This is a genomic window from Peribacillus suis, from assembly GCF_059384845.1.
Window position 1 is genome coordinate 3923505 of the sequence record NZ_CM182019.1, and the last position, 25342, is coordinate 3948846.

17 protein-coding genes and 1 pseudogene are annotated in these 25342 nt (G+C 39.5%); 8 read left to right on the forward strand and 10 right to left on the reverse strand.

What is annotated here, in order from left to right:
* Window positions 1–31: 31 nt before the first annotated feature.
* On the reverse strand, window positions 32–1183 hold the full coding sequence (locus tag AC503W_RS19305; RefSeq protein WP_402954656.1) for a sensor histidine kinase: 1152 nt from the start codon (window positions 1181–1183) through the stop codon (window positions 32–34).
* Window positions 1184–1817: 634 nt separating this feature from the next.
* Between AC503W_RS19305 and AC503W_RS19310 the strand changes: the two genes are divergently transcribed.
* Window positions 1818–2453: a YigZ family protein gene (locus AC503W_RS19310; RefSeq protein ID WP_494915483.1), complete on the forward strand. Its 636-nt coding sequence runs from the start codon at window positions 1818–1820 to the stop codon at window positions 2451–2453.
* Between the two features lie 161 nt (window positions 2454–2614).
* The gene (locus AC503W_RS19315; RefSeq protein WP_494915487.1) at window positions 2615–3637 is read left to right on the forward strand and encodes an LCP family protein; all 1023 of its coding nucleotides are present in this window, start codon (window positions 2615–2617) and stop codon (window positions 3635–3637) included.
* A gap of 151 nt (window positions 3638–3788) precedes the next feature.
* On the opposite strand, the gene AC503W_RS19320 is transcribed toward AC503W_RS19315, so the two are convergent.
* The 3 genes from AC503W_RS19320 to AC503W_RS19330 all read right to left on the reverse strand — a co-directional run bounded on the left by AC503W_RS19320 (window position 3789) and on the right by AC503W_RS19330 (window position 6783).
* Window positions 3789–4841, reverse strand: coding sequence for a glycosyltransferase family 4 protein (locus AC503W_RS19320; protein WP_494915491.1), 1053 nt, complete (start codon window positions 4839–4841; stop codon window positions 3789–3791).
* Window positions 4842–4913: 72 nt separating this feature from the next.
* Window positions 4914–6020: a glycosyltransferase family 4 protein gene (locus AC503W_RS19325; protein ID WP_494915493.1), complete on the reverse strand. Its 1107-nt coding sequence runs from the start codon at window positions 6018–6020 to the stop codon at window positions 4914–4916.
* Window positions 6021–6039: 19 nt separating this feature from the next.
* On the reverse strand, window positions 6040–6783 hold the full coding sequence (locus AC503W_RS19330) for a WecB/TagA/CpsF family glycosyltransferase (RefSeq protein ID WP_402992086.1): 744 nt from the start codon (window positions 6781–6783) through the stop codon (window positions 6040–6042).
* A gap of 111 nt (window positions 6784–6894) precedes the next feature.
* Here AC503W_RS19330 and AC503W_RS19335 point away from each other — a divergent pair, with 111 nt between their 5' ends.
* The 3 genes from AC503W_RS19335 to AC503W_RS19345 all read left to right on the forward strand — a co-directional run bounded on the left by AC503W_RS19335 (window position 6895) and on the right by AC503W_RS19345 (window position 11081).
* Window positions 6895–8319: an O-antigen ligase family protein gene (locus tag AC503W_RS19335; RefSeq protein WP_494915495.1), complete on the forward strand. Its 1425-nt coding sequence runs from the start codon at window positions 6895–6897 to the stop codon at window positions 8317–8319.
* A 4-nt stretch (window positions 8320–8323) separates the two neighbouring features.
* Window positions 8324–9850, forward strand: a complete 1527-nt coding sequence (gene murJ, locus AC503W_RS19340; RefSeq protein WP_494915497.1) for a murein biosynthesis integral membrane protein MurJ — start codon at window positions 8324–8326, stop codon at window positions 9848–9850.
* Window positions 9851–9938: 88 nt separating this feature from the next.
* Window positions 9939–11081: a glycosyltransferase family 4 protein gene (locus AC503W_RS19345; RefSeq protein WP_494915498.1), complete on the forward strand. Its 1143-nt coding sequence runs from the start codon at window positions 9939–9941 to the stop codon at window positions 11079–11081.
* Between the two features lie 13 nt (window positions 11082–11094).
* Here AC503W_RS19345 and tagH read toward each other — a convergent pair whose 3' ends face one another.
* From tagH to AC503W_RS19375, 6 genes and pseudogenes are all read right to left on the reverse strand, one after another.
* A complete protein-coding gene (gene tagH / locus AC503W_RS19350; RefSeq protein ID WP_494915500.1) occupies window positions 11095–11892 on the reverse strand; it encodes a teichoic acids export ABC transporter ATP-binding subunit TagH in 798 nt (265 codons plus the stop codon).
* 15 nt (window positions 11893–11907) lie between these two features.
* Window positions 11908–12717 carry an ABC transporter permease gene (locus AC503W_RS19355; protein WP_427591471.1) on the reverse strand — a complete coding sequence of 270 codons (810 nt, stop codon included), beginning with the start codon at window positions 12715–12717 and terminating at the stop codon, window positions 11908–11910.
* Window positions 12718–12720: 3 nt separating this feature from the next.
* Window positions 12721–13923 (reverse strand): annotated as a pseudogene (locus AC503W_RS19360) (CDP-glycerol glycerophosphotransferase family protein); the annotation flags it as partial.
* A 177-nt stretch (window positions 13924–14100) separates the two neighbouring features.
* Window positions 14101–15639 (reverse strand): glycosyltransferase family 2 protein, encoded by a 1539-nt coding sequence (locus AC503W_RS19365; RefSeq protein ID WP_427685860.1) that lies wholly within the window; start codon window positions 15637–15639, stop codon window positions 14101–14103.
* 74 nt (window positions 15640–15713) lie between these two features.
* The gene (locus AC503W_RS19370) at window positions 15714–19043 is read right to left on the reverse strand and encodes a CDP-glycerol glycerophosphotransferase family protein (RefSeq protein ID WP_427685861.1); all 3330 of its coding nucleotides are present in this window, start codon (window positions 19041–19043) and stop codon (window positions 15714–15716) included.
* A 347-nt stretch (window positions 19044–19390) separates the two neighbouring features.
* On the reverse strand, window positions 19391–21547 hold the full coding sequence (locus AC503W_RS19375) for a CDP-glycerol glycerophosphotransferase family protein (RefSeq protein ID WP_402954695.1): 2157 nt from the start codon (window positions 21545–21547) through the stop codon (window positions 19391–19393).
* 389 nt (window positions 21548–21936) lie between these two features.
* Here AC503W_RS19375 and tagD point away from each other — a divergent pair, with 389 nt between their 5' ends.
* The 3 genes from tagD (at window position 21937) to AC503W_RS19390 (ending at window position 25332) form a co-directional block, all read left to right on the forward strand.
* Window positions 21937–22335 (forward strand): glycerol-3-phosphate cytidylyltransferase, encoded by a 399-nt coding sequence (gene tagD, locus AC503W_RS19380; protein WP_402954698.1) that lies wholly within the window; start codon window positions 21937–21939, stop codon window positions 22333–22335.
* On the forward strand, window positions 22328–23500 hold the full coding sequence (locus tag AC503W_RS19385) for a CDP-glycerol glycerophosphotransferase family protein (RefSeq protein ID WP_427685864.1): 1173 nt from the start codon (window positions 22328–22330) through the stop codon (window positions 23498–23500). The genes tagD and AC503W_RS19385 overlap by 8 nt, the downstream gene beginning before the upstream one ends.
* A gap of 110 nt (window positions 23501–23610) precedes the next feature.
* Entirely contained in the window at window positions 23611–25332 is a 1722-nt protein-coding gene (locus AC503W_RS19390; RefSeq protein ID WP_427686044.1) for a transglycosylase SLT domain-containing protein, read from the forward strand.
* Window positions 25333–25342 lie beyond the last annotated feature (10 nt).

Consider the following 25342-nt stretch of genomic DNA (forward strand, 5'->3'; position numbering starts at 1 on the left):
TTTCTATTTAAATGCCTCTGCATTTGGATGTTTATTTTAATTGATAGGGGACTTGGATCAATACCAACGTTCCTGCCCCCGGCTGCGAGTCTATCGTCATGCTTCCTTCGAGGAGCTCGACTCTTTCCCTCATTCCGACTAAGCCGAAAGAACCCTCTTTTTGGATGGCCGCATCGAACCCTTTTCCATCATCTTTAATGACGACGGTCACTAGCTCTTTGGAAATGGATAGTTTGACACTAATATGTTTGGGCTGAGCATGTTTTAATGAATTCTGCACGGCCTCTTGAACCAGACGGAACAAAGCGACTTCCATATCGGAGGGAAGCCTTATAACTTGGCCCATATTGACAAAATTCAGACGCACGCCGCTATTGATATTATAGTCTTCGGTTGTTTGTAGATATTTTCTGAGGGTAGGAACTAGTCCTAAATCATCAAGCGCCATAGGACGAAGATCATAAATGATTCTGCGCACCTCATATAATGCATTACGCACCATGACTTTTAAGCTGCGGATTTCCACAAGTGCTTCATCAGGACCTCTCTCCCGTTGGACACGTTCAATTAAATCCGAACGCATCATGACGTTGGCGAGCATTTGTGCCGGACCGTCATGAATTTCCCGTGAAAGTTTTTTCCGCTCCTGCTCCTGGGCTTCAATGATCTTCAAGCCGAAGTCTTGCTTACGCTTAGCTTCTTGAAGGGCTTCCCCTACAAATTTCAAGTCCTGGGTTAAATAATTCTGTACAACAGAGATTTGCGAGACAAGATGTGCGGCTTTATCAATCGTGTGTTGCAATCCTTTTATTCTGAGTTCAAGTTCATCCCGTCTATTACGAAGCTCTTTTTCAAGCTGCCGGTTCATTTGTAAATCGACTTGCAACTTATGAGCCCTTTCATACGCATCGCGCACCTGTTCCTCAGAAAAATGGTTGAAGTGCATACTGACTTCAGAAAGCCTCTTTCGAGCAAATCTTGCTTTAGAATCCAGTGAATCGCTGTCATTTATCATTATCGCAACTCTTACTTTCACATCTTCAAGCTCTTTTGTCAGTGATTCGAAATCTTTGCGGCATTGCTCTTCAATATCAAAGACTTCATTCCTGCTTTCACTAACCGTGCTTACCATTGTTTCTAAGATCTTGTCCAATGCTTTAGCATCAACCTTGTGTATGGACATCAAGATCCCTCCACTTAAATCAACACACTTTAACCATGTTGTTGTCATTTAGACTATGTATACGGAAAAATATTCTTTTTCCTAATTCATGAATGTTTATATTACAGCAGGTAACATTTAAGAAGAAACCTTCATGAACATATTGTACCAAAAAAAGAAGAAAAATACGTTACTTTCAATAATGGATTTACACAAAATATACATATTTAGCATACTTCGAGCTCACTGGGCTGATACAGAATTGAGGATGAACGGCCCACTTGTAAAGATAAGAAATCTCATTATCCCATACAACTTATCCTAATCAAACAAAATTGAATATTCTACAACCTTAATTATTATACGAAACAGAAAATTACTAAAATGGCATAATTCCTTATATGCATGAACTCTATCAGGAAGAGTCAAGAATATAGTCCAAAACGCATTGATTTAGCCATAAAGATATTCTTTTAAGCATAAAAATACAACTACGAAAGATTTACAGTCAATAAAATTAATTATAACACGTACAAATTTTTCTTATATTAAAGTTTCTTTACACATGTTTAATTTACGTCAAACTTCGTTGCCACAATTCGTGCTAAGACTTATAATTAATCGATTATATAGAAAGAACGAAGGTGAAAAAGTCATGCTCCCTCATTATTTAACGGTAAAAGGACGAGGGGAACACGAAATCGTCATTGAAAAATCCCGGTTCATTTCCCATGTCGCCCGAGTCGAAACAGAAGAAGCAGCACAGGCCTTTATTCAGGAAATAAAGAAAAGACACAAAGATGCAACTCATAATTGTTCAGCTTATATGATCGGCGAACAAAATCAAATCCAAAAAGCACTCGATGACGGTGAACCAAGCGGAACGGCAGGCGTACCCATCCTTGAAGTCCTTAAGAAGAAAGACCTCAAAGATACAGCCGTCGTGGTTACGCGTTATTTCGGAGGCATCAAGCTCGGTGCGGGCGGTCTCATCCGCGCTTATAGCAAAGCCACTTCAGAAGGAATCAATACAACAGGTGTGGTCGTTCGGAAACTAATGCGTGTGATGTCTACAAGCATCGAGTATACGTGGCTCGGAAAAGTGGAAAATGCACTACGCTCCTCTATTTATCAAATGAAAGATATCCAATATCTTGATCAAGTCATTCTCCTTGTTTATGTGGAGGAAGGACAGAAGCAGGCGTATGTAAATTGGATGACTGAGCTGACGAATGGCCAAGGAAGTATAGCAGAAGGCGAGATTCTATATCTAGAAGAGAAACTCCTGTAGGACGTTCTATTTCCTTTTTTTACTATTTTTCACTTGAAAAAGAAATATTTATTTTACGAATTCATGATATCCATGTAAAATTAACTGTAATACTTGACGATATATATTGAAGGATTCGAAGAATAGCGGGTTAAATCTGCTATTTAAAAGGAGAAGAAAAGATGTCTACTACTAGACGTGTTTATAAAATTAAAAAAACAAAGAGAAAAAGACGTAAAAGACTTTGGCTAGTTCTAGTCCCCCTGTTGGTTCTGGCTTTAGGTGCCACTACGTATGCCGCAACTTTATATGTGAAAGCACAGAACGTATTCAATGGTTCCTACGACCCCGTTGAGGCTTCCGCAAAGCGGGATGAAGCGATAGACCCGCTCGAAGATAATTTCTCGATCCTGTTCATTGGAATCGATGACAGCGATGAACGGGACTACCAAGGGAATTCTCGCTCAGATGCCCTGATCTTGGCTACATTCAACAAAGATCAGAAATCGATCAAGCTCTTAAGCATCCCACGTGATTCATATGTGTACGTGCCCGAAAAAGGCGTGACCACGAAAATCAATGCGGCACATGCAGCCGGTGGGCCAAAAGCTACGATGGACACAGTGGAAGAATTGTTTGATATTCCGGTTGATTATTATGTCAGAATGAACTTTAACGCCTTCATCGATGTTGTCGATTCTTTAGATGGCATCGAAGTTGATGTGCCTTATGAAATGCATGAAATGGATTCTCATGACAAAAAGAACGCCATTCATTTAAAAGAAGGATTACAGACAGTCGATGGTGAAGAAGCATTGGCCTTTGCCCGGACACGTAAGCAGGACAGTGATATCCAACGTGGTGAACGTCAACAGGAAGTCTTGAAAGCCATCATCTCCAAAGCAACTACGGTTGGCGCCATATCAAAGTATACCGATGTAATGGAGGCTGTAGGCGACAACATGACAACGAACCTTCAATTTTCACAAATTAGAGGCTTCATCAAATATGTGACGACGGATAATGGCCTTAACCTCGAAACGGTCAAGCTTGAGGGTACCGATTCGAACATTAACGGAACGTACTATTATCAATTAAATGAAACCTCCGTTGAAAACATTAAGCTGCTTTTAAAATCCCACATGAACCTGGGACCGACAAAGACTAGCAGTCAAGCAGATGCCGCAGAATCACAGATTGAATAATGAAAAAGGGACTCGACCTCGAGTCCCTTTTTCATTTGACTGAGCTAGAGATTCCTTCCCCATCTGCCCTTTAAACTCCATAAATCACAAGCTTATAAAAAGCGTAAAATAAAGAAAAGGCTGTCCTGAAAAATCAGGAACAGCCTTCCGTTTATTTTTTCATATTACGTGCATTAAGCATTTTCAACAGTGGCTGGTAATTGGAACCGACCAGCCCGATTTTCTCGACCAATATCTCAATGAGCACGAGGATACCGGCTACAAGAATCAACGCTCCCCATAATGTCGCAAAGGAGAAGATGATCGCAGCGAGTCCAAAGCATGCTGCTAATGCATAAATGAGTATAACCGTCTGCTTATGAGTGAAACCTAAGTTCAATAAGCAATGATGTAGATGCGATTTGTCAGCGGCCGAAATCGGTTGCTTATTGACAAGCCTGCGAATGATTGCAAAGAATGTATCCGAAATGGGAACCCCCAAGATGATGATCGGGACAATCAAGGAAATCATTGTGACGTTTTTGAATCCAAGCAAGGAAAGTACCGCAATGATGTACCCCAGGAACAGGGCACCTGTATCCCCCATAAAAATCTTTGCCGGGTGAAAATTGTATTTCAAGAACCCGAGGGTGCTACCAATGACAATCAAGGCAATCGTCGCAACAAATAAATCTCCTTTGATAAGGGCCATCGTCGCGATGGTCACCAAAGCGATCGTCGAGACCCCACCTGCAAGTCCGTCTAGGCCATCAATCAAATTGATAGCATTGATGATGCCGACAATCCATAAAATCGTGATGGGGATACTGAAGATTCCAAATTCAAGCTTATCCGTGAAAAATGGAAGATTGATAAACTCCACTTCAAGGCCGCCCCATAACACGATGATGAGAGCAGCTAAAATCTGGCCTAAAAACTTAGGCGCAGCCTTTAATTCATATATATCATCCGCGATACCAATCAAAATGATGACAAGGGCGCCGACCAACAGTGGCAACTGCCCTAAAAAATCATCCGTGAAAACCAGTACAGTAATTAAAAAACTCAAGAATATCGCCAAACCACCCATGCGTGGCATAATTTTTACGTGAACTTTCCGCTCATTCGGTTTATCGGTTGCTCCAAGTTTAAAGGCGAGTTTCCCGACAAATGGAGTCAAAAGAAGAGATAAAAAGAATGCTACAAATAAGGCCCCTATTAACATCAAGAACCACCTCTATTCAACTTAAAATCTAATACCCTAATAATCTATAAAACAAACTATATATGTCATTACTTAATATTTATTCATCCTCAAATAAATATTATATATGTTTTCAGCTAAAATCTCTATAGGAAAGTTGTTTTTTGCAAATTTTTGTAAGTTAATTCCTATCTTTGTCAACTTTCCGTCTTTTTTCAGGATGATGGCCTCGCGGATGCTTTCCGTGATTTCCTGGACATTGCCCACCTGGGTAATCCAACCATGTTCTCTATCGGGTATGAGTTCCTTCACTCCTCCGACATCACTCGTAAGGGCCGGCAATCCAGCCCTCGCCCCTTCCAATAAAACAAGCGGAAAACTCTCGCTTATCGAAGTCAGCAAGGTCAAATCTGCCAAAGGATATAGCCTTTCCATATCATCACGGTACCCTAAAAAGAACACATGGTCAGATAATCCCTTATCCAAAACCACCTGTTCTAATGCACGCCTTCTTCTGCCATCTCCAACAATCAAGAGCCTTATATGAGGAAAATCAGAAACCATGTCAGCTACTGCTTCCAAGGCGAATTCATGCCCCTTCACCGGTTCAAGCCTGGCTGTCATGATCATGACGAAATCATCCGCTTCCAAACCGAACTCCGCCCTTTGATAAGGTTCTTCTATGTTCTGTTCAAAATTTATGCCATTCATAATTTTCGTGATTCTGGTGGGTGATATTCCCTGACCAGTCAATTCATCTTTAAATTCATTGGAAATCGCCAATAGATGATCCGCTTGCTTTAATGACAATAGATGCAAGCTTGTATAGAGCTTCCCTTTTAGCCCCATCCCTAAAAAATCATAAGCAGGGGAGCTGTGTACAGTAAGGACCCACGGACATTTTACTAACCGCTTTAAAAGCACCCCGTAAATATTAGCCCGTGGTCCATGTGTATGAATGATGTCTATATGATGTAGACGGATAAAGTTCCGTAAAGGTTTCAATATGGTCAAATCAAATTTGGATCGTTGCCTGAAAATTTCGGTTTGAATGCCAGAAGCCACTGCCTGACGATACAATTCCCCTTCTTCAAACACGCCAAGCAGGCACTCTTCTTTATTTAGTTGATTCAGCAAGGACAGAATATGAAACATACCACCGCCGGTTTCATTTCCAGCGTTTAGGTGCAAGATTTTCATCCAGTCCACTCCTTATTGTTTAGGAACGCTGTACCTTTCTCCTTATCCGCCTGACCTTCCATACGAATTGTGGCAACACCAGCATCCGCTTCCATCGGGAAGGCTCCTGAATCAGCCGGTACATCCATTCAAGACGCATTTTTTGCCACACAACGGGAGCCCGGTTCACCTTCCCTGCGAGAACATCGAAGCTTCCGCCGACTCCCATGAAAAGCCCTTTCTTAAACAAGGGATAGTGGAGCGATGTCCACTTTTCCTGCCGTGGAAAGCCTAAGGCCGTCAAAACGATGTCCGGTTCAAGATCCGCTATCGATTTCGCCAAGGTTTCATCCTCAATATCAATATAACCGTGATGATGGCCGACCAGGTTTAGTCCAGGATACTGCTGTTGGACTTTGGCGGCCGCTTTTTCAATCACGGATTCCTCCGCCCCCAATAAATACACCTTAAGTGCTTGTTCATTGGCAATGGAGAAAAGTTCATTCATCAGGTCGAACCCTGTAATTCGCTCCTGTAGTGGTTGATCCAGCCATTTGGACGCCATAATGATACCTATGCCATCCGGGGTAATGTAATCCGCGTTCGTAATGATGTCCTTATAATCCTGATGTTCATTTGCATACTCCACAATTTCAGGATTTGCCGTTACGACAAACGTTTTTTCTTGATTTCTCATTCTTGGATACAGCATCTGATTTATAAATTCATCCATATTCGTATCTATAAAGGGAATCGTTAAGATTTCCACAAACTTCTCGCTCATATTTTTTCAGCCTTTCATATGTACTATATATTTAGAGGGTCAGGAATTATTCAAGGTTTTTCTCATACACATCTTATAACGGAACCTTCATGCAAAGGTGGTTTTTCGTCGTTGAAGCTTCTTGAAAAATATTCACTGCCCATTCTGATCGCGTGCCTACTCTTCCCATTAGCCATGCCTAATCCGATTGTCGGCTACGCCGCAACCGCAACGATGGTCGTTTTTGCATTCATCCATAAAAAACATCTGTTATTCATTCTATTCTTATACTTCCCTGCCCGACCCTTATTCATGGAACTAAATAACGGATTAACCTATACCGGGGACCTCATCATCCTCATTTTGTTTTTGTCTATGCTGATTGAAAAAGTGAAGAATAAAGAGTGGTCCACCGCAAACTATCATTTTACGGTTCCATTTTTGTTGTTCTGCTTAGTCGGGGTGATCGCCGCGTTCATGACCGGTGTGAGTCTCATTCCGATTCTATTTGAACTACGGGCATTGCTCGTGACCTTCTTGCTCCTCTACATTATCGGTGAACTACATCTAGAAAGAAAGGATATCTTACTCTTTTTAAAGGGGATGCTCCTATTTGCGGTCGCACTTTCCATTCACGGTTTAATCGAGAAAGGTTTCTCGCGCACGATTCTCATTCCTGACAGTTGGGGCGCATGGAATCTCCCTCCTATAAACAACATGAGAATTTATGGAGCAGCCGCCAATCCCAATGTATTTGCCTTATTTTTAGGCATTCAGTTCTTTTTTAGTTTCTTTCTCTTCCAAGCTGCCAAAAAACATAAAGTCTGGATCTTTCTTTCGTCCGCCTTGATATTCGGGACTTTTTTATTCACCTATTCCAGGGGTACGATGATTGCATTCGGGTTGGCCTCTCTCCTGTACATCATCCTGACAAAAAACAAACCGCTTTTTCTATATGGGTTGGGTTCATTCCTTTGTGGCCTGCTTCTCATTTACTTTCCCATTTCATTCACATCAAGCAATGATGATCTGTCCGCTTCCGTTCCTGTCGACACGATGATAGGGAGCCTACCTCCCGAAGGTGATCAGGCCCTCTCCAAGCGGTTTTCAGAGATTTATTCTGATGAGAGCTTAAGCCAGAGTACAGAGTGGGGTCGGTTATATGTGGTGATCAAAGGAATGGAGATTTTCATGGACCATCCTGTAATCGGTACAGGGCTTGCGACTTTCGGAGATTCCGCCACCCTTTCTTTTTCATCGCCGATTTATCAGGAATACGGAATTGGCGAAAACATGTATACAGATAACCAATACATCCAGGTTCTGGTCCAGACCGGCCTGCTCGGCTTGGCGGCCGTTTTCGGATTTGTTTTTTTAACCTATCGCACACTACTTCACAGCAGCAACCGGTCGGCGGCCACCTTCACCATCTGCCTATTGCTGGCAGCGCTTATAGCCGGACTTTTTTACAATATCCTTGAAGATAAGACATTTACGCTCTTCTTTTATAGTTGTTTAGGCTTTTGTTTACAAAAGGACATCTTTTCAAAGGGTTGAACCTATGCCTGCACTTTCACATGTTGTTAAATCGGTAGGAATCGTCACCATCATCGGTGCCATTGGAAAAGTCCTGGGCTTTGGGCGGGAATCCATCATCGCTGCGTACTTCGGTGCATCATCGACGGCCGACATCTTCTTTGTCGCAAGCCTTATTCCGACCATACTATTTACCGCACTCGGCAGTGGCCTTCAAGCGGGTGTCATCCCCATCTATTTGGAGAAAAAAGAGAGAAACCCAAGAAAAGCCGATGAGTTCATCAGTGTTTTGGGCTCCTTTTTCGTGATGGTTGCCATCATCCTGACCCTCCTCTGCCTTCTCTTCACAAAGCCGCTCGTCTGGATGGTAGCCCCAGGGTTCACGGGTTCTGCACTCGAATTAACGGAAGTATTGACTAGGATCATGCTGCCAAGTTTACTGTTTTTCACACTTGCCTACATGGCAACAGGAATCCTGCAAGCCAATCAGCGTTTCCTGCTTCCCGCCTTCACGTCAACGGCTCACAATACGGTGATCATTGTAGCCACGGTCTTATTAGCAGCACCCTTTGGTGTGAAAGGATTGGCCTGGGGATTTTTAATCGGGGCCGCCAGTCAATTCTTGATTCAATTCCCGGCATTAAAAAAGGACCATTTTCACTTGGTGTTTTCTTTCAAATCACATAAACGGGAAATCATTGAGGCATTGTCGATGTTTTACCCGATCATCATCGCGGCATTGGCACTCCAGCTGAATAGTGTCGTCGACCGGATCATCGCGACCTCACTTGAGTCAGGAAGCGTGTCGGCCCTTAACTATGCAAACCGGCTGCTTTGGCTGCCACTGAGCATTGTCCTTACACCCATCATTACCGTACTTTATCCTTCCATCGTCGGTCGTGCCCTTGAAAGTTATCGTGCTTTTCTCACTCTTACCTTAAAAGGGCTGAAGGCACTTGCCTTTTTATCAGTCCCCTTTATGATCGTCATGTTGGTCAGTGGGAAAAGCTTGATCGCACTTGCCTTTCAACGTGGTGCCTTTGATGCGTCCGCAACAGACACCACCTATGCCGCTTTCTTCTTTTATGCGGCAGCCCTTCCCTTTTTTGCAGCGAGGGATTATTTGATGAATGCCTTTTACGCCTTGAAAAAAACGAAAATGGCGATGTATTCCTGCTTGAGTGCCGTTTTACTGAATATCCTGCTCAGCTGGGTGCTATCGCGTTTTCTCGGTGTCGGAGGAATCGCCCTTGCAACAGGCCTTTCGATGCTCCTCCAATGTATCTTCCTGTTCAGCTTGCTACACGTGAACACGACAAAAGCGGATGCATCCTTATTCACTGACATTCTTCAAGAGATGGGCAAGCTTTTGGTCATGGGTAGCATCCTCTATGGAATCGCTTCATGGCTTCATCCATATAGTATAGAGTTTCCGATTTTCCTTGAATTGAGTATGATCACCGCTCTCGTATTCGGAGGTTATCTCCTTCTATCCTTCCTTTTTAAAAGCAGCAGCCTGCAGATTTTAAGAAACATCCGTTCAAGAAATTAAAGAATTTGGATACTCACCATTCAAAAGAAAGGATCATCGTATGAACATTTTGATGACAACGATATTTTCCTATCCCCATGAGGGAGGCTTGTCCAGTCACATCACGACGTTGAAAAGCGGCTTAGAATCGATGGGACATACGGTGGATGTTTTATCCTTCTCGCACTTGCCGCCATTCAGGAAAACGCTTCTTGCAAAAGCCCCTGGCTTTCTATTGAATTCAATGAAAAAAGGAAGCGGACAGCTGTTTAACGACCGGCAACGGATGAAATTATTGACTGCAACCATTAAAAAATCCACGAAAAGGTACGACATCATCCATGCCCAGGATATCTTTGCGACCCTTGCTTCCATTGAAGCCGGAATCCCGACGATCCAAACGGTGCATGGATATTATTCATTTGAGGCAATTAGCAGGGGCGCCATTTTCGAGAACAGCGAGGAGGACTTACTGCTTCAAGAGTATGAAAGAAAAGCTTATCGTTCAGCGGCAAAAGTCGTGACGGTCGACCGGCGCATCAAGGAATACATCGGCCATGCTGCACATGTCGAGGCCACCACGATCAAAAACTTCATTGATGTCACTGCTTTCAAACCCAAAACCACCAACCGGGAAGAAACGCAAAAACGATTCCTAATTCCTTCACATAAAAGGATGCTTCTCGTCCCAAGGCGGATGACGGAAAAAAACGGTGTCATCTACCCCCTTCTTGCTCTTCCAGAAGTGCTGAAAAAGAATCCTGATACGGTGTTAGTCTATGCCGGGACAGGTGAGCAACAAAGCAAGCTTGAAGAAACGGCAACAAAGCTTTGTCTACAAGAGTCCGTGCTCTTCCTCGGTTCTGTTCCCTATGAGAATATGAATAACGTGTATGGCGCTTCTGATATCGTCCTTATCCCGAGTGTCCATTCACACGGAGTGGAAGAAGCCACCTCCATTTCAGCCTTAGAAGCGATGGGCTCCGGGTCACCCGTCATTGCCAGCAGGATCGGCGGACTTAAAGAAATCATTACAGATGGGGAAGACGGACTGCTAGTGGAGGAAAAGAATCCCGTGGAACTCGCTCAAGCCATTACAATGCTGCTTAACGATTCCTCCCAAGGCGAGAGGCTCGCCATAAAAGCCAGAGAAAAAATCGAGCTGGAATACTCTCATCTGGCAGCCGCCAAGCATTTTATGGACGTCTATCAAGAAGTGCTCGACACAAAAACAGGCAGACCCAAGTTTTGAGTCTGCCTGTTTTTTATACTGTTGCTTTACTGCGTTTTTCCATTTGCTCTTCGCGATATTTTTTTTGTTCCTTTTTGGACATCGCTTTATATTCCTTCAAGAACGTTTCATATTGTGGCATGACTTCTTTCATCGTGCCATATGCTTTAACTTCCCCATATTCGAGCCACAATGCCTTCGAACAGAACTTCTTCATCTGACCGATTGAATGGCTGACGAAGAACATCGTTTTGCCTTTTCCCTTGAATTCATTCATCTTTTCCAAGCACTTTTCAGCGAAGTTTTTATCGCCGACCGATAAAGCCTCGTCAATGATCAGGATATCCGGGTCGATATGGACCGAAATGGAGAATCCAAGTCGTGACTTCATCCCGCTTGAGTAGGATTTTACCGGTTGATTGATGAACTTGCCCAGTTCCGAAAACTCGATGATTTCAGGCTCCAGCTCACGGATTTGCTTTTTATCGAATCCGAGCATCAGCATTTTCAATTCGATGTTTTCTCTCCCGGTCAATTGATTGTTAAGACCGGATGAAACGGCGATCAATGCCGTCTTACCATTGGTCACGACGTTTCCATCCGTTGCCGGTACGATTCCGGCAATGATATTCGATAACGTGGATTTCCCTGAGCCATTGACCCCGACAAATCCGATGACGTCACCTTTTTCCGCTTCAAAGCTAACGTTTCTCAGCGCATAATACTCTTCCCCATAGCTTTTGGGCAAAAGGAGGTCGAGAAGCTTTTCCGAGTTTTTATTATATAATTTATATTTCTTCGTTACGTTTTTGACAATTACCGATTTTTCCAATATCTCACTTCCAGTTTACTTAAAGTCAACAAAGCGATCTCTAAATCTAACATGCAGCGAGGAACCTATCAAAAAGAAGACGAGTACGACTGCCCAGAAATAAAGTGTGTATTCCCAATGACCGATGAAGTACCATGATTCCCCCAACAACGAAGCGCGATACCCTTCCACTATATAGTATAGGGGATTCAGCTTCATAATACTGACGATCGTCGGATGCTGGGTCGCATTTAGTATCCAAAGGATGGGTGTTAAATAAAACAAGATTTTCATCAATGACTGGATCATATTGTGTACGTCACGGATGACAGTCGATAACGTCGACGTGATCAATCCGAACGAAAACAGCAACGCTACCGTTGCAACGATGTAATATGGCAGTTGAACGATGTAAAACGTCGGGACATATCCCGTGAAAACTAAAAGGATGATGATGACTGCTAGTAACATAAAGTGCTGATACAACTTCGCAAAAATGACATAAGAAGGAATGACACTCATGGGAAAGTTCATCTTGGACACCATATTCAATCTCGAATAGATCGATTTGGACGCCTGGGTCGTGGCTGGGTTCACGAAGAACCAGACGACAATCCCCGCCATCAGCCATGGTAAGAATGGATGGCCATCTACATCTTTACGATTGAAGATCCCGAAACCGAACACGAACCAATAAATCGCAATCTGAATCATCGGATTGATGATTTCCCAGAGGATCCCCAGGTAATTATTGCTGTTGGCGCTTTTCATTTCATAGGCTGACAAGCGTCTAACCAAATAAAAATTATTGATTTGTTCTTTTAAAACGGTCAAAGCTGAACTCATATATTACACAGACCTTCCTAAAAACACTTTTTCTACGATACGGCGTGAAGCCTGACCATCCTCGAGTGCACAAAACTTCTCATGGAACTGATCCAACTCTACGGGCTTCTCCAATTCCATCGCCTTGATGCTTTCAATGACAGCATCCGACGACCTTACTAACGGACCTGGTGCGGTCCCTTCAAAATCGAAATAAAACCCGCGAAGCTTGTCCCTGTATTTTTCAATATCATATACATAGAACAACATCGGTCGCTGTAAATTTGCGTAATCAAAGAAAACCGATGAATAATCCGTTATTAATAAATCTGAAATGAGATACAAATGGCTAATATCCTCATAACTCGATGCATCGTAAGCAAAGCCTTGATAAGCCGACAAATCCAAGTTCTCGGAAATCAAATAATGAAGACGGAGTAAAATGACATACTCATCCCCTAATTCCTGTCTCATTTGATCCAAATCCAGCTTTATTTCAAACTTATATTTTCCTTTGCTATAAAACTCATCGTCTCTCCAAGTGGGGGCATATAAAATGACCTTTTTCTCCACCGGTACCCCTATTTTCTGTTTCAATGAGTCGATTGTAACACGATTATTCCCATTATACAGTAAATCATTGCGTGGATAACCGGTTTCCAGAATTTTAGAGGGGTCGACATTAAAAGCGCGCGCAAAAATCTCGCTGGAATAGGCATTCGGAGAAATCAGATAATCCCATTTGCTTGATTCAGCATGGAAATTCTCTTTATAGCTCTCCGTCGTCGTCCCAGGCATATGGACTTCCTTCATATCTGACGCAAGTTTCTTCAATGGTGTACCATGCCAGGTTTGCAAATATACGGTGTGCTTTGGCTTTGGAATCCATAGCGGCATCCTACTATTCGTCACCCAATAATGGGCACGCGTCATCTTAAGCAACCACCCTACCGAAAATCGTTTGAGGTGTGGAATGCCCGCCTCTTCAAACAGCGCCGTATACCTTTTGTCGACACTCCAATACATTTTATATTCAGGATGGTTACTCTGCAAGTATTCATATATCGCACGTGGATTACAACTGTATTGTTTTCCTAAAAAGCTTTCAAAAACAACAAGCTTTTGATTGACGGGCAACACTTTCCCTGCCATGCTGAATGCCATTTTATATGCTCTAAAAAAGATGGCTTTCAAACTTTTTTTCAATATGGATAGCAAGGAAGGTTTATTCGGCGTTTTCGGTTTTTCAATTGACATATATTTTCTCCCTGTTTATTGAGTAGTAGTAGTGGTGGTGATTGAATGCTTTAACCCAGAGAATAGAACCTACTTCTTTAAAATATTCAAAACTAAAAATAAGCTCGCCCATATCAGGGAGAGCTTATTTCCGTGTACACGTAACAGCTACTCCAAAGACTTTATTGCTAGTCCTAAATTATTTGCCACTGTTGTATAAAACTCCACATTTTTATTATTATAGATCATCTTATTTTTCAGGATCCTTTTAATATTCACCAATTGATAATCATTATAGCGAATGAATACTGCAAATAATGACTTTTCCATTCGATCAATTTTATCTAAAGAAACAGTGAAATGACCTCTATTATCTTCTATTTGGACTTCACAATTGATTTCATTGTCAATTCTTTTTCTATCACGTATCAATACAGAGTCTATGTTATCTAGATCATCACCATAGATCTCAAAACTCTGATGATAGACATTATCCATAACAAAGGAATCTATTGCACGAGCTAGCATCGGTATCCTTACGTAGCGATAATCATCTTTCAGAAATGGAAGTTCATAATAAGGTAAACCATCTATAATATGATATTTTTTATTGGGATCTCGTTTTAACCATTCAAATAACTTTACGAAATCATCAATACGATCCTCCATAAATAAATCAATGGCACATTTATAAATAGGTTCTTTAAATTCATTCTTAAAGTCATATGACAGAGCTTTCGTTGTTTCGACAGCTTCCCTTAATATTTCTATAAAATCATTTTTATGCTTAGATTTCACAAAAGTTTGACTATCGAACGTTTTTACAATATCGTACTCATAAATCCGGTTAAGAGCCGCCTTTTTCAATTCATTGGCAATATCCTTGGATTGAATATATCTTATTACCTCTAGATCCGCTTTTCTTTTATCTAACACATTCGTAGCACGTGTTAAGGACGATGGGTTCTCAGAAGTTCTATTGACATAATAAATAGGTTTTTTAGTAGTTGATACTGCTCTCACTTTAAAGAAAACATCCGTAAAAAACCATTTATCTTCACCAAATTTCAAATTAGGAAAACCAATTTCATTTTCTTTAACCATAGGCAGTTTCATCATTCTAGCCGTTGGACCCATATGATAAAAAAAGTGTGGAACATCCATTGGGGTAATACTTCTTCTTTCTTTAATGGAAGCAAACTCACCTATAACACTCTCTGACTTAGATTCGACTTTTACCGTTTTCCCCACTACATAATCATCGCCTGTTTCTTCGAGGATGTTATAGAGGGTTTCCAATCCATCATGAGCAAGCCAGTCATCCGCGTCTAAAAAAGTTATATATTTGGATGTCCCCAATTCTATTCCAATATTTCTGGGGGTCCCAGGTGACCCATTATTTTCTTGTAGGGTAACTGAACAGATATTTTTATACTTAGCTGTATACTCTTGAATGATTTTATTAGTCCCATCTGTCGAACAATCATCAATAATGATATATTCGATCTGATCTATACCTATGGATTGATTTACTACTGAATCAATCGTTTTTCTTATGAATTTTTCGGCATTATAAGCAGCAGTAACTACAGTAACTTTTCTAACTTTTCCTAAAAATTTATTTCTTAAGCTTGAAGGATTATTTTTTATAAGAAAATTACCGCTCTTTAGAAGTTCCCTCGCTTTTTGACGCACCAAAAAATTCATTCGATACACTCCTTTTAAGTCTAAAGTACATATTTCAATAAAACAGCTATTGTACTATATACCCTTTTAAGGAATCAATTATCAAAGAATTTATCAACGATTCTTTTCGCTGCCTGTCCATCTTCTATTCCACAATACTTTTCTCTAAATAAACTATATCTTGTTTCATATTGCCTATTGATTTCATCAATATTGGTAATGGATTCAATAATATCCTCAGTCGTTTTAAGGAATGGCCCTGGTGCTTCACCTTCAAAGTCAATATAGAATCCACGGATATTATCTCTGTAATCTTCCAGATCATAGGTGTAATACAAAATTGGACGAGCCGTATTAGCAAAGTCAAACATGACTGATGAATAGTCAGTTATCAATATATCACTAATTAGGTAAAGTTCCTGTATATCTGAATACTTGGACACATTTATAACAAAATCTTCATACCCTTCTGGAATTTTGAGCTTGTTACTAATCACTACGTGCATTCTTAGTAATAGAACATATTCATCCCCAAGTGCTTCTTTCATTTTCTCTAAATCTAAATTTAAATCAAATGTAAATTTATTATTTTTTGAGGTTTGATTATCCCGGAAAGTAGGAGCATACAGGATAACCTTTTTCCCTTTCGGTAACTTCAATCTATCTGTTACAACATTAGCAATCGTTGAAACGTCTTCTCTATAAAACAGATCATTCCTCGGGTAGCCAGTTTCTAATATTTCTCCTTCATAACGGAATGCACTCCTGAAGGCATTAGAGGCATACGAGCTTGGTGACACTAAGTAATCCCATGTCTTTGTTGCACTGTGCACTCGATTTAAATATCCATCATCTCTACCTTGAATATTTTCAATGTCGAATTGCATTTTTTTCAAAGGTGTACCGTGCCATGTCTGTATATAAGTAGTTTCTTTCCTTTTACTTAAATACGTAGGGAAGTTTTGATTATTTACCCAATAGCCTGCTTTCGCTAAGTAATAATAATATTCCGGACTTAAACGTTTTATCCGTATAGTATTCTTATCCTTCAGAGGTAAATTACTGTTGTAAACCCAAACCTTTTTATAGTTATTATCCCTTTTCACTAGTTCTTCAAAAATGTACTTAGGACTATCGGAATATTGCTTCCCGATTCCACTTTCAAAAAGAATAAGATTTTGATCAACTGGAATGGTTTTAGACATGATTTTATATACTTTCTTCATAACAGGGAAGTAATATTTACTCTTTCTAAAACGATTCATTAAGAGCTTGCTAACCGGATGATTGTAAATTTTCACTGCCGTCTTTTCATCTTTGCCTACATTTTGAATGACTTCAAAGATTCTCTCACTAGCATGAACATCACGATATTTAATAAAGCGGTTGGCTCTGTCAATGTACTTATTCTCCATTGTAAAATCATTTTTGACATACTTATCAAGTATAGCAAGCAGTTCATCCAATTCATTACTGATTTCACCCGGAAGATCGTTATCTAAATCCAAATGCGATGGTCTTCTCCCTATGAAACGATCTCTATCAAATTGATAGTAAATCACTGGCTTATGAAGGAAGCTAAAGTCGAAGGCCACACTAGAATAATCCGTTATCATAATCGAGCTTTCCTTAATTAACCTTTGAACGTCCACTTCTCCCTGACTAATCACCCTTACTGGGGCATCTTTAAAATAAGAAGTGAATTTCTGCATATTGGGGTGCAAGCAAAATATGATTTCAAAGCCGAAATTCTTAGAAAGAGCATGTAAAAACGGATGATTTACTAATTCCTGATAACGCTCAAAATACTCGCTTTCCAAAAAGATTTCATCGGATGTAATCCAATCTCTCCAAGTTGGAATAATCAACAGTTGTCGTTTTACTGATACATCATTATTAAAAAGGGAATCAAACCTAGATAAACCCGTAGCAAACACTTCTTTTTCATTGTAGCCAAAATCTGTAACAATCATATTCTTTTCAAAATCTGAACTCACTAGAAAAATATCCGTTTTGAAACCAGATGTTGAGTTCTTCCCGTAATTAGCCACCATATTTTTTGTGCCCATTACACCATGTTGAAGAAAGACTTTAATCGACTTAACCCGCTTTTTAAAGGTAGACGTTCTTAGAGGGTATAAATAATCTGGATGATGTGAAGAAATAACACGTGTCGATTCCAATGTCTTTTTAATATGTTCCTTGGATTTGAAGTAGAGTACATTTCCAAGTGGCTCTACGTTCTTAGCTTCAACAGAGCCTTCTTCAATCACATAATAAACTTCTTTATCCGGATGATTCTCTCTCATATATTTAAAGAAATGATATCCTGTATCCTGTGCTTTATAAATTCTTTCACCAATCAGCCAGACATCTTTCTTCTGTTTAAATACATTCAGGAATCTTCTCCATCCCATTTTCCTTCTTAGATATTCATACGTATCTTTCGGGAAGTTAAACACTTCTAAAGACAGATTGGAAGCTTTAAACGTATAGTACGGATTGATAATCGCAACGGTACGATTTCTACTAACGTTGGTCTGTTTAGTAAATAATTTAGCTCGAGTCGTTGGTCTCCCAATACGGACCAGCTTCGGTTCTTCCTGATCATGTAACTGCAGCCTCATATAAATATCATATACATCATCTTCTAAGGATTCACTTACTATTTGTTCCAGATCTAATTTAATATTATATATATAGCGATTCAGACCAAACTTCTTTATATTCATTTCTTGGTTATATATAAAAGAAATATCTGCCTTATACTCTTGATCGCTTTGTCGTCCTTTGATTACACCTTCTCCAGATAAAATTTTTGAATGTCTAGTGAAGATTTGACCATCGATAAGCATCATTTTTGGTTTATTGATTATTTTTTCAATTTGAGATTTTATCGAAGTATTAGGTGTGACATTCATATAAAGAGACAAATTCCCTTTTTTAGTTATAGAGAATATACATTGTCTATCTTTATTGTTATAAAAATCTAATTGACCAATGTTCGTCTCCTGGAAACGGCCAAGTCGAATAAGATATTCAATATTTAAATGCCCATCAACTTCTACACAGTCGGCCCCATGCTGCACTTTGAATAATGTCTTTTCTCCAATCAGTTCAACAGGAACGGTGACCTTTATATAACAGTCATAAACAGCTGGTTCATCCTCTTGTAAACTTTGGATTAAATGTTTCAGGTTCAATTCAAAGTTAAAGTCAGATGAAATAACAGTTTCAGCTATTTTTACTTTTTTTTCTTCATCTTCTCTAGAAAAAAGCCAAAGTTCTTTTGCACAATAATATTCTTTAGAGAACTTCCCTTTGATCAATACAAAATCTTTATCTTGGGTAATGGTCAGACTTTGTTTTAATTTAATTTTAGGAGATTTTCTTGCTTTCCCTATTCTAAAAAGCTTGTTTATCATGGCGAACCACCTATAATTTATTATTTAAAAAGAACTATTTTAAAATATATACTTTAAAATCATAAACTTTTTTCATATTTTTCTCAATGTTGATGATAATAAGGTCCAATTAGCCAGGCGGATCCTCATTTAAGATATGTCGTTTGCCTTCTAAGTAATTAACTCTATGCAGAAGAGTACATTATATAATGTAAATCACTAAGACAGACATTTAAAGTAATTACTCAATAAAATTTGTACATACTAAAGTAGAAATCAGAAAGTATCACCAAAACACGTACTATGTAATAATCCACCGAAAGGACATTGTTTTCAAATTAAAAAGACCCGCTGTCAAAACAGCGGGGTCATTCACGTTCCACATCCATGGTCACTTTCTCCGTTTGCACAAATGCCTCTACGACACGTTTAGTTGATTGTCCACATTCAAGATAACAAAACTTCTCATAAAATTCTTCAAATCGTTCACTTACCTTAAATTGCCTACTTTGAATATCTTTCACACCGGCAATAAGCTCTTCTGTCGTTTTTGTCAGAAGGCCCGGTGCCTTTTCTTCAAAATCAAAATAAAATCCCCTTAAGTTATCACGGTAATCTTCAAGATCATATGTAAAGAAGATTATCGGTCTTCTTAGGTTTGCATAATCAAAGAATACAGATGAATAATCAGTTATAAGGATATCCGATATTACATACAATTCTCGAATATCTTCTAAGTGGGAAAAGTCATACGCAAAGCCTTCAAATTCAGTAAGGTCCATATTTTGGCTCACTAAATAATGCATACGCATAATAGTAATATAGGAGTCGCCCAGCTCTTCACGCATTCGCATTAAATCCAACTCTAGATTGAATCTGTATTTCCCTTTCCTGTAAAACTGATTATCTCTCCACGTAGGGGCATACAAAATAATTTTTTTATCAAGTGGCAGATTGAATTTCCTTTTAAGATCATTTATTGTTTCTTCGTTATTAGAGTTCTTCAGGAAGTCATTACGCGGATAACCTGATTCAATCACGTCCTTATTAAATTGAAACGCCCGTTGGAAAATTTCCGTTGAATAGGCATTTGGTGACACTAAGTAATCCCATTTACCTGCCTCTTTTAAGAAGTTCACTTTATATTTACTGGTATTTGTTCCAGGCATATGTACTGCGTCCATGTCCATAGCTAGGCGTTTAAGTGGCGTACCGTGCCATGTTTGCACGTAAATCGTGTGCTTCGGCTTTGGAAGCCATATCGGAAACCGAACGTTATTCACCCAATATTTCGCCCTCGTCATAATTAGAAGCCAACGTATTGAAAATCGTCTAACATACTCGACGTCTTTTTGAGCAAAATAGTTCATAGAAGCACGGTTCACACTCCAAATCAGCTTATAATCCAGACAATGTTCCTTCATATATTCGTAAATAGCCCTTGGACTATCACTATATTGCTTTCCGTGGTAACTCTCGAATACCACCAGCTTCTTATTGGTTGGCACCAACATCCCGATAACTGTGAAAGCAGCTTTGTACCAGCTTATAAGCCGCTTGCTTCTACGAATTTTCACCCATCTCTTTTTAATCCCTTGAACAACCTCAGCTTTGAGGTTATAACGGGAAACGGAAAGAGATAAGTACTCTGAGACTTTTGTCGATTTAATTCGCAGCTGTACCTTTTTGTCCTTCACCTTTAAAATATATCTAACAGGAAGACCTTGAACCGAATTGCATTTCATTCTTAAACTCAACAGCTGTTTCTGAACACCATTGATTTTATAATCAAGCACCATGTAAAACGAAAAGTGCTTAACTTGTTCTAACTCTAATTCCTCCAGGAGATTAACTTCACCTTGAAAACCTATATTTTCGGGTAATTTACTTCCGATATACTTTTTGCCCTGTTCAGCGCGATTTACGCTTTTTAAAGGAACCATCCTTTCATTTTCCGTTAAATTATCCTTAACGAGCAGCGTCATCTGACCAAACTCATAACCGTTTATTTGAAATAATGGTGGATAATTAAAATAACCAGAAAATTGAATAGTTCCATCCTTTTTTACATGTAATTCATCGAACATAGAAAATAGTTTATAATCACTCGCACAAAAAGAAAAATTCCCCTTTTTAGTAGTATAAGGATAAACCATTTTTTCTAGGTCTTCTTGTACAATGGAATACAGATTTAACTCGTGCCCTTTGCTTTTAATTCTAGACTTAACCTCGTTATTATCCAATATCCTTAAAATATGAAGGTCCCATATTTCGCCTTCAACGAGCTTCTCTATATCTGAACTGAATGGCACCATTATTTCAAACAAATCAAAGTCATTTAGTTGATCCTTTTTCACAAAATCCAAGTACATACTATTATCTTCATTATATCTATTCGTTATAACAAAAAAGAAATCTTCCACACCTTCCAAGTACGTCTGCTTAATGACCACTTCAATGCAATAAGCATCTTTATCTAAGCGCACACTAATTATCTTTCTATTTTTTAGTAAACTATTCTGCATCCGTAATCTTTTCTCCTCCCAAACTAATATAAAGAATATTGCGACTATTATAAAAACACGAAGTTCAACGAAGCAGTCCCCATAATTCTTCCACTTAAGAAATACTTAAAATCCACTTTTCAAGTAATACCATCATAACTTAGAAATAGAAATTTTTGAATTACGTCAGGAAAAAATGTAAAATTATATCCAAGTTGATTAGATATGTTATATCTTCAACAAGATTGTAAAAATTTTGTGGTTCAATTGTAAATTTAATAAGGTATAATTAGGTGTACTGCTTACTATCTAAAAAGTTTAAGAATAGTGCTTTACTATTGATTCCTTACTATTTGACCATTCAGATTTCTGCTAAATATATAAATTCACAAGTACAGGAGGAGAAAATCATGAAAAAAGTTATAACTTACGGAACCTTTGATTTACTTCATTGGGGACATATTAATCTACTTAAACGCGCTAAAGATTTAGGAGATTATTTAATCGTTGCTATTTCCACGGATGAATTTAACGCATTAAAAGATAAAAAATCTTACCATAGCTTTGAAAACAGGAAAATGATTCTTGAATCCATACGATACGTAGATGAAGTCATTCCGGAAAATACTTGGGAACAAAAGAGAGAAGATATCATTCGTGAAGGTGTAGATGTTTTTGTCATGGGCGATGATTGGAAAGGCAAATTCGATGAATTAGCTGAAGTTTGTGAAGTCGTATACTTGCCAAGAACTATCGGAATATCTACTTCCCAAATCAAAGATGACCTTTTAAAAGTTACAAATGGCTAGGGAAATTGCGATAGAGATTTATTTATTAGGTTTCAAAGTTCTATTCTCACTTTTCAAGCTATTTCCATTAAGAAATAAAACAACTTTCGTCACTACATTCGGAGATAACTGCCAGTACATTAAAGATGAAATGGACAAGCAAAACATTTCTTCCCGAAAAGTTATTCTAACGAAGGCAGGCAGCCATATACAAGTAAAGGACGATGGGACAACCATCGTCCTTCCGTTTGAGACCAAGAATATTATTGCCTTAATCCGGTCCATTTATCATCTGGCTACATCCAAATGGATCATTATGGATAACTATTTTGGTTTTCTCTCGACAGTAACCTTCAAAAAGCCTGTAAGCCTTGTACAAGTCTGGCATGCGGCCGGTGCCGTCAAGAAATTCGGCGCCAAGGACCCTTCGATTGTAGATCGTTCAGCTAGGGCCAGAAAACGTTTTTTAAGCGTCTATCAACAATTCGATTATGTCACGACCGGCTCAGATAAAATGGCCGGGATTTATCAGGAAAGTTTTCAGTTACCGGATTCCCATATAATCAGAACAGGAATTCCGCGTACCGACTTCTTTTTTAATGAAGGTGCAAAGCAGGACGCAAGACGGGCACTGTTAACTAAATATCCCGAACTTGAGAATAAGAAAATCATCTTGTATGCTCCAACTTTTCGAAATGCCGACTTAGTCTCGGGAAAGATTGCACTCGATTTAGCTTTGCTTTACAAAGAGTTACAAAGTGAAAATTACGCGTTATTGCTCAAGCTTCATCCAGCTGTAACAGCTGAACATAATGTCATGCATCAGTTTCCTGGATTCGTGTATCCCGTTACCGGCGATTTTCACGTGAACGAGCTTCTCGTAAGCACCGACCTTCTCATAACGGACTACTCATCGATTCCGTTTGAGTTTTCCCTTTTACAAAAGCCCATGATCTTCTTTGCCTATGACTTGCAAGAATACGAAGAAGAGCGTGGATTCTGGGAAGATTATGAGTCCTCGATGCCAGGACCCATCGTCGAAACAACAGAAGAACTTCTCGAGAAAATTCGTACAGCTGATTACCAGTTAGAAAAAGTCGAACCCTTCAAGCAAAAATGGAATCAATATTCAACCGGGAATTCGAGCAAAAAACTGGTCGACTTCCTTTTTTCCTCTGGAAAATAGACTCTTTAAACCACTCCATTAAATACGTGGTGGTTTTTTATGTAAATTCATATATTTTCTGGTAGAATACTAGTAACACAGACTATTTTACTAGGAGGTTCCATTTCTTGATGCAAGCTAAAAAACTTTTTCTTACCCTCTGTACCCTTTTTCTCTTCGTTGCCATTCTACAGCCAAGTTCAACGCATGCCGTTTCCAAAACGGAGACCGCTGTTACGAATGCGGAAAAGGCAGCGTCCACTTTATATACGCTGAGTTATCTCCCTGGTAAAGCGACCGGGAAAAACCTACCCGAAAAAGAATATAAATCGGCAAACAGCAAGTATGCAATCGCTCAAAAGGAAGTCAATAAGCTATCCAATGGCAAGGCGAAAACCAAGTATAACAACCGTCTAAAGAAAGTGAAGACAAAAGTAGACATTGGAAAGGTATATATCACTGCAGTTAAAGCCGGAAAAGAAATAGACAAAAAAAGGGTGAACCTAGAAAAGGCTTTGAAAACCGGCCCCTACTCTCAATCCGCTCATACAGCATACCTTTCCCTTGTAGCCACCTTCGATAAGCAATCCAGTAAGGTCACTCAGGTAAAAGGAACCAAGACAAAAGAAAAAATGAAGTCACTGTATATCAAGCCTGTCGAACAGCATAAAAGTACGCTACAAACGGTTTCGACCGTGAAACAGGCCATTAACGATACCAAGAAACATATGAATGCTACTAGCGCAAAGATCCTCCCAAATTATAAAAAGGTGATTCTGCATATCGATACGATTTCCAATGCAAAACAAAAAGCACAGCTGAAGAAGGAATTTAGCGCCATTCAGAAGGACCTTGCCAAGAAGGAATTCTCTAAGAAAGATCAACTTGGCGAATGGATGGCCCTTCAATCTGACTATGATAAGGTAGATGGCCTTATCTCTCGGGGAAAGTCAGATGCAAAGGTCCCGCAAATTCGTGATTCCATTATGAAAAAGATAAAAGCCCTTCCTTCTGAAAGAAACTTGTTGGAGCAAAAACTAACGACCATCATGTCCGACATGTTTCTAAGCACGAAAGAATTAAAAACCTTACTAACGAAGAAGGCAATCGAAAAGAACATTCCACCTGAGGTTGTTAAAGCCATTGCCAAAACGGAGAATGGAAAGTGGCACCAATTCACGAATGCCGGCGACGTATTCACAAGTTCGGATAATGGGTATGGAATCATGCAAATCACGCCCCAATCCAAAGAAGATAAAAGCTATGACTGGGATAAAGTAAAGTATGATACGGAGTATAATATTCAGGCCGGCGTGGAGATTCTATTAAAAAAATGGGACTATGCTAATGCGAAGAGGCCTGTTTTGCCTAAGGTCAATCACTATAAAACAGACATTCTTGAAAACTGGTACTTTGCCATCATGGCCTATAACGGTCTATCCGAACGGAACCACCCGGCTGCAAATGCTCCCTATCAGGCGAAGGTCTATCATTTAATTAATCAACAAGCCTTTGTAAATCCTTATGTCTTCACCAAAGATGATGTAGATATCAAGGTGAACGACAACATCCTGAATTTCCAAAATAAGCTGTCTTATCAAACACCTAAACAAATACAATCCGCTCAGCTCTATAAAAAAGGAGCTTCATTCACGTTAAAGAAGGATACGCTATTTAGAAATGAGCCTTCGACAACCAGTTCCAAAAAGCAAACATTTAAAAAGGGAACGACATTCAAGATTGTAGAAAGCTCCATAGAGGACAACAATGCCGCCAACTTGTTCAATTGGTACAAGGTCCAAGTATCAGGTTCGAAAACGACTTGGTATATCGCCTCATCCAATGTTCAATAAACGAAAAAAA

Bases quoted from the DNA above. Each gene is read 5' to 3' on its own strand.
- AC503W_RS19305 (WP_402954656.1), bottom strand. From the start codon at position 1,183: ATGTCCATACACAAGGTTGATGCTAAAGCATTGGACAAGATCTTAGAA.
- AC503W_RS19310 (WP_494915483.1), top strand. From the start codon at position 1,818: ATGCTCCCTCATTATTTAACGGTAAAAGGACGAGGGGAACACGAAATC.
- AC503W_RS19315 (WP_494915487.1), top strand. From the start codon at position 2,615: ATGTCTACTACTAGACGTGTTTATAAAATTAAAAAAACAAAGAGAAAA.
- AC503W_RS19320 (WP_494915491.1), bottom strand. From the start codon at position 4,841: ATGTTAATAGGGGCCTTATTTGTAGCATTCTTTTTATCTCTTCTTTTG.
- AC503W_RS19325 (WP_494915493.1), bottom strand. From the start codon at position 6,020: ATGAAAATCTTGCACCTAAACGCTGGAAATGAAACCGGCGGTGGTATG.
- AC503W_RS19330 (WP_402992086.1), bottom strand. From the start codon at position 6,783: ATGAGCGAGAAGTTTGTGGAAATCTTAACGATTCCCTTTATAGATACG.
- murJ (WP_494915497.1), top strand. From the start codon at position 8,324: ATGCCTGCACTTTCACATGTTGTTAAATCGGTAGGAATCGTCACCATC.
- AC503W_RS19355 (WP_427591471.1), bottom strand. From the start codon at position 12,717: ATGAGTTCAGCTTTGACCGTTTTAAAAGAACAAATCAATAATTTTTAT.
- AC503W_RS19365 (WP_427685860.1), bottom strand. From the start codon at position 15,639: ATGAATTTTTTGGTGCGTCAAAAAGCGAGGGAACTTCTAAAGAGCGGT.
- AC503W_RS19370 (WP_427685861.1), bottom strand. From the start codon at position 19,043: ATGATAAACAAGCTTTTTAGAATAGGGAAAGCAAGAAAATCTCCTAAA.
- AC503W_RS19375 (WP_402954695.1), bottom strand. From the start codon at position 21,547: ATGCAGAATAGTTTACTAAAAAATAGAAAGATAATTAGTGTGCGCTTA.
- tagD (WP_402954698.1), top strand. From the start codon at position 21,937: ATGAAAAAAGTTATAACTTACGGAACCTTTGATTTACTTCATTGGGGA.
- AC503W_RS19385 (WP_427685864.1), top strand. From the start codon at position 22,328: ATGGCTAGGGAAATTGCGATAGAGATTTATTTATTAGGTTTCAAAGTT.
- AC503W_RS19390 (WP_427686044.1), top strand. From the start codon at position 23,611: ATGCAAGCTAAAAAACTTTTTCTTACCCTCTGTACCCTTTTTCTCTTC.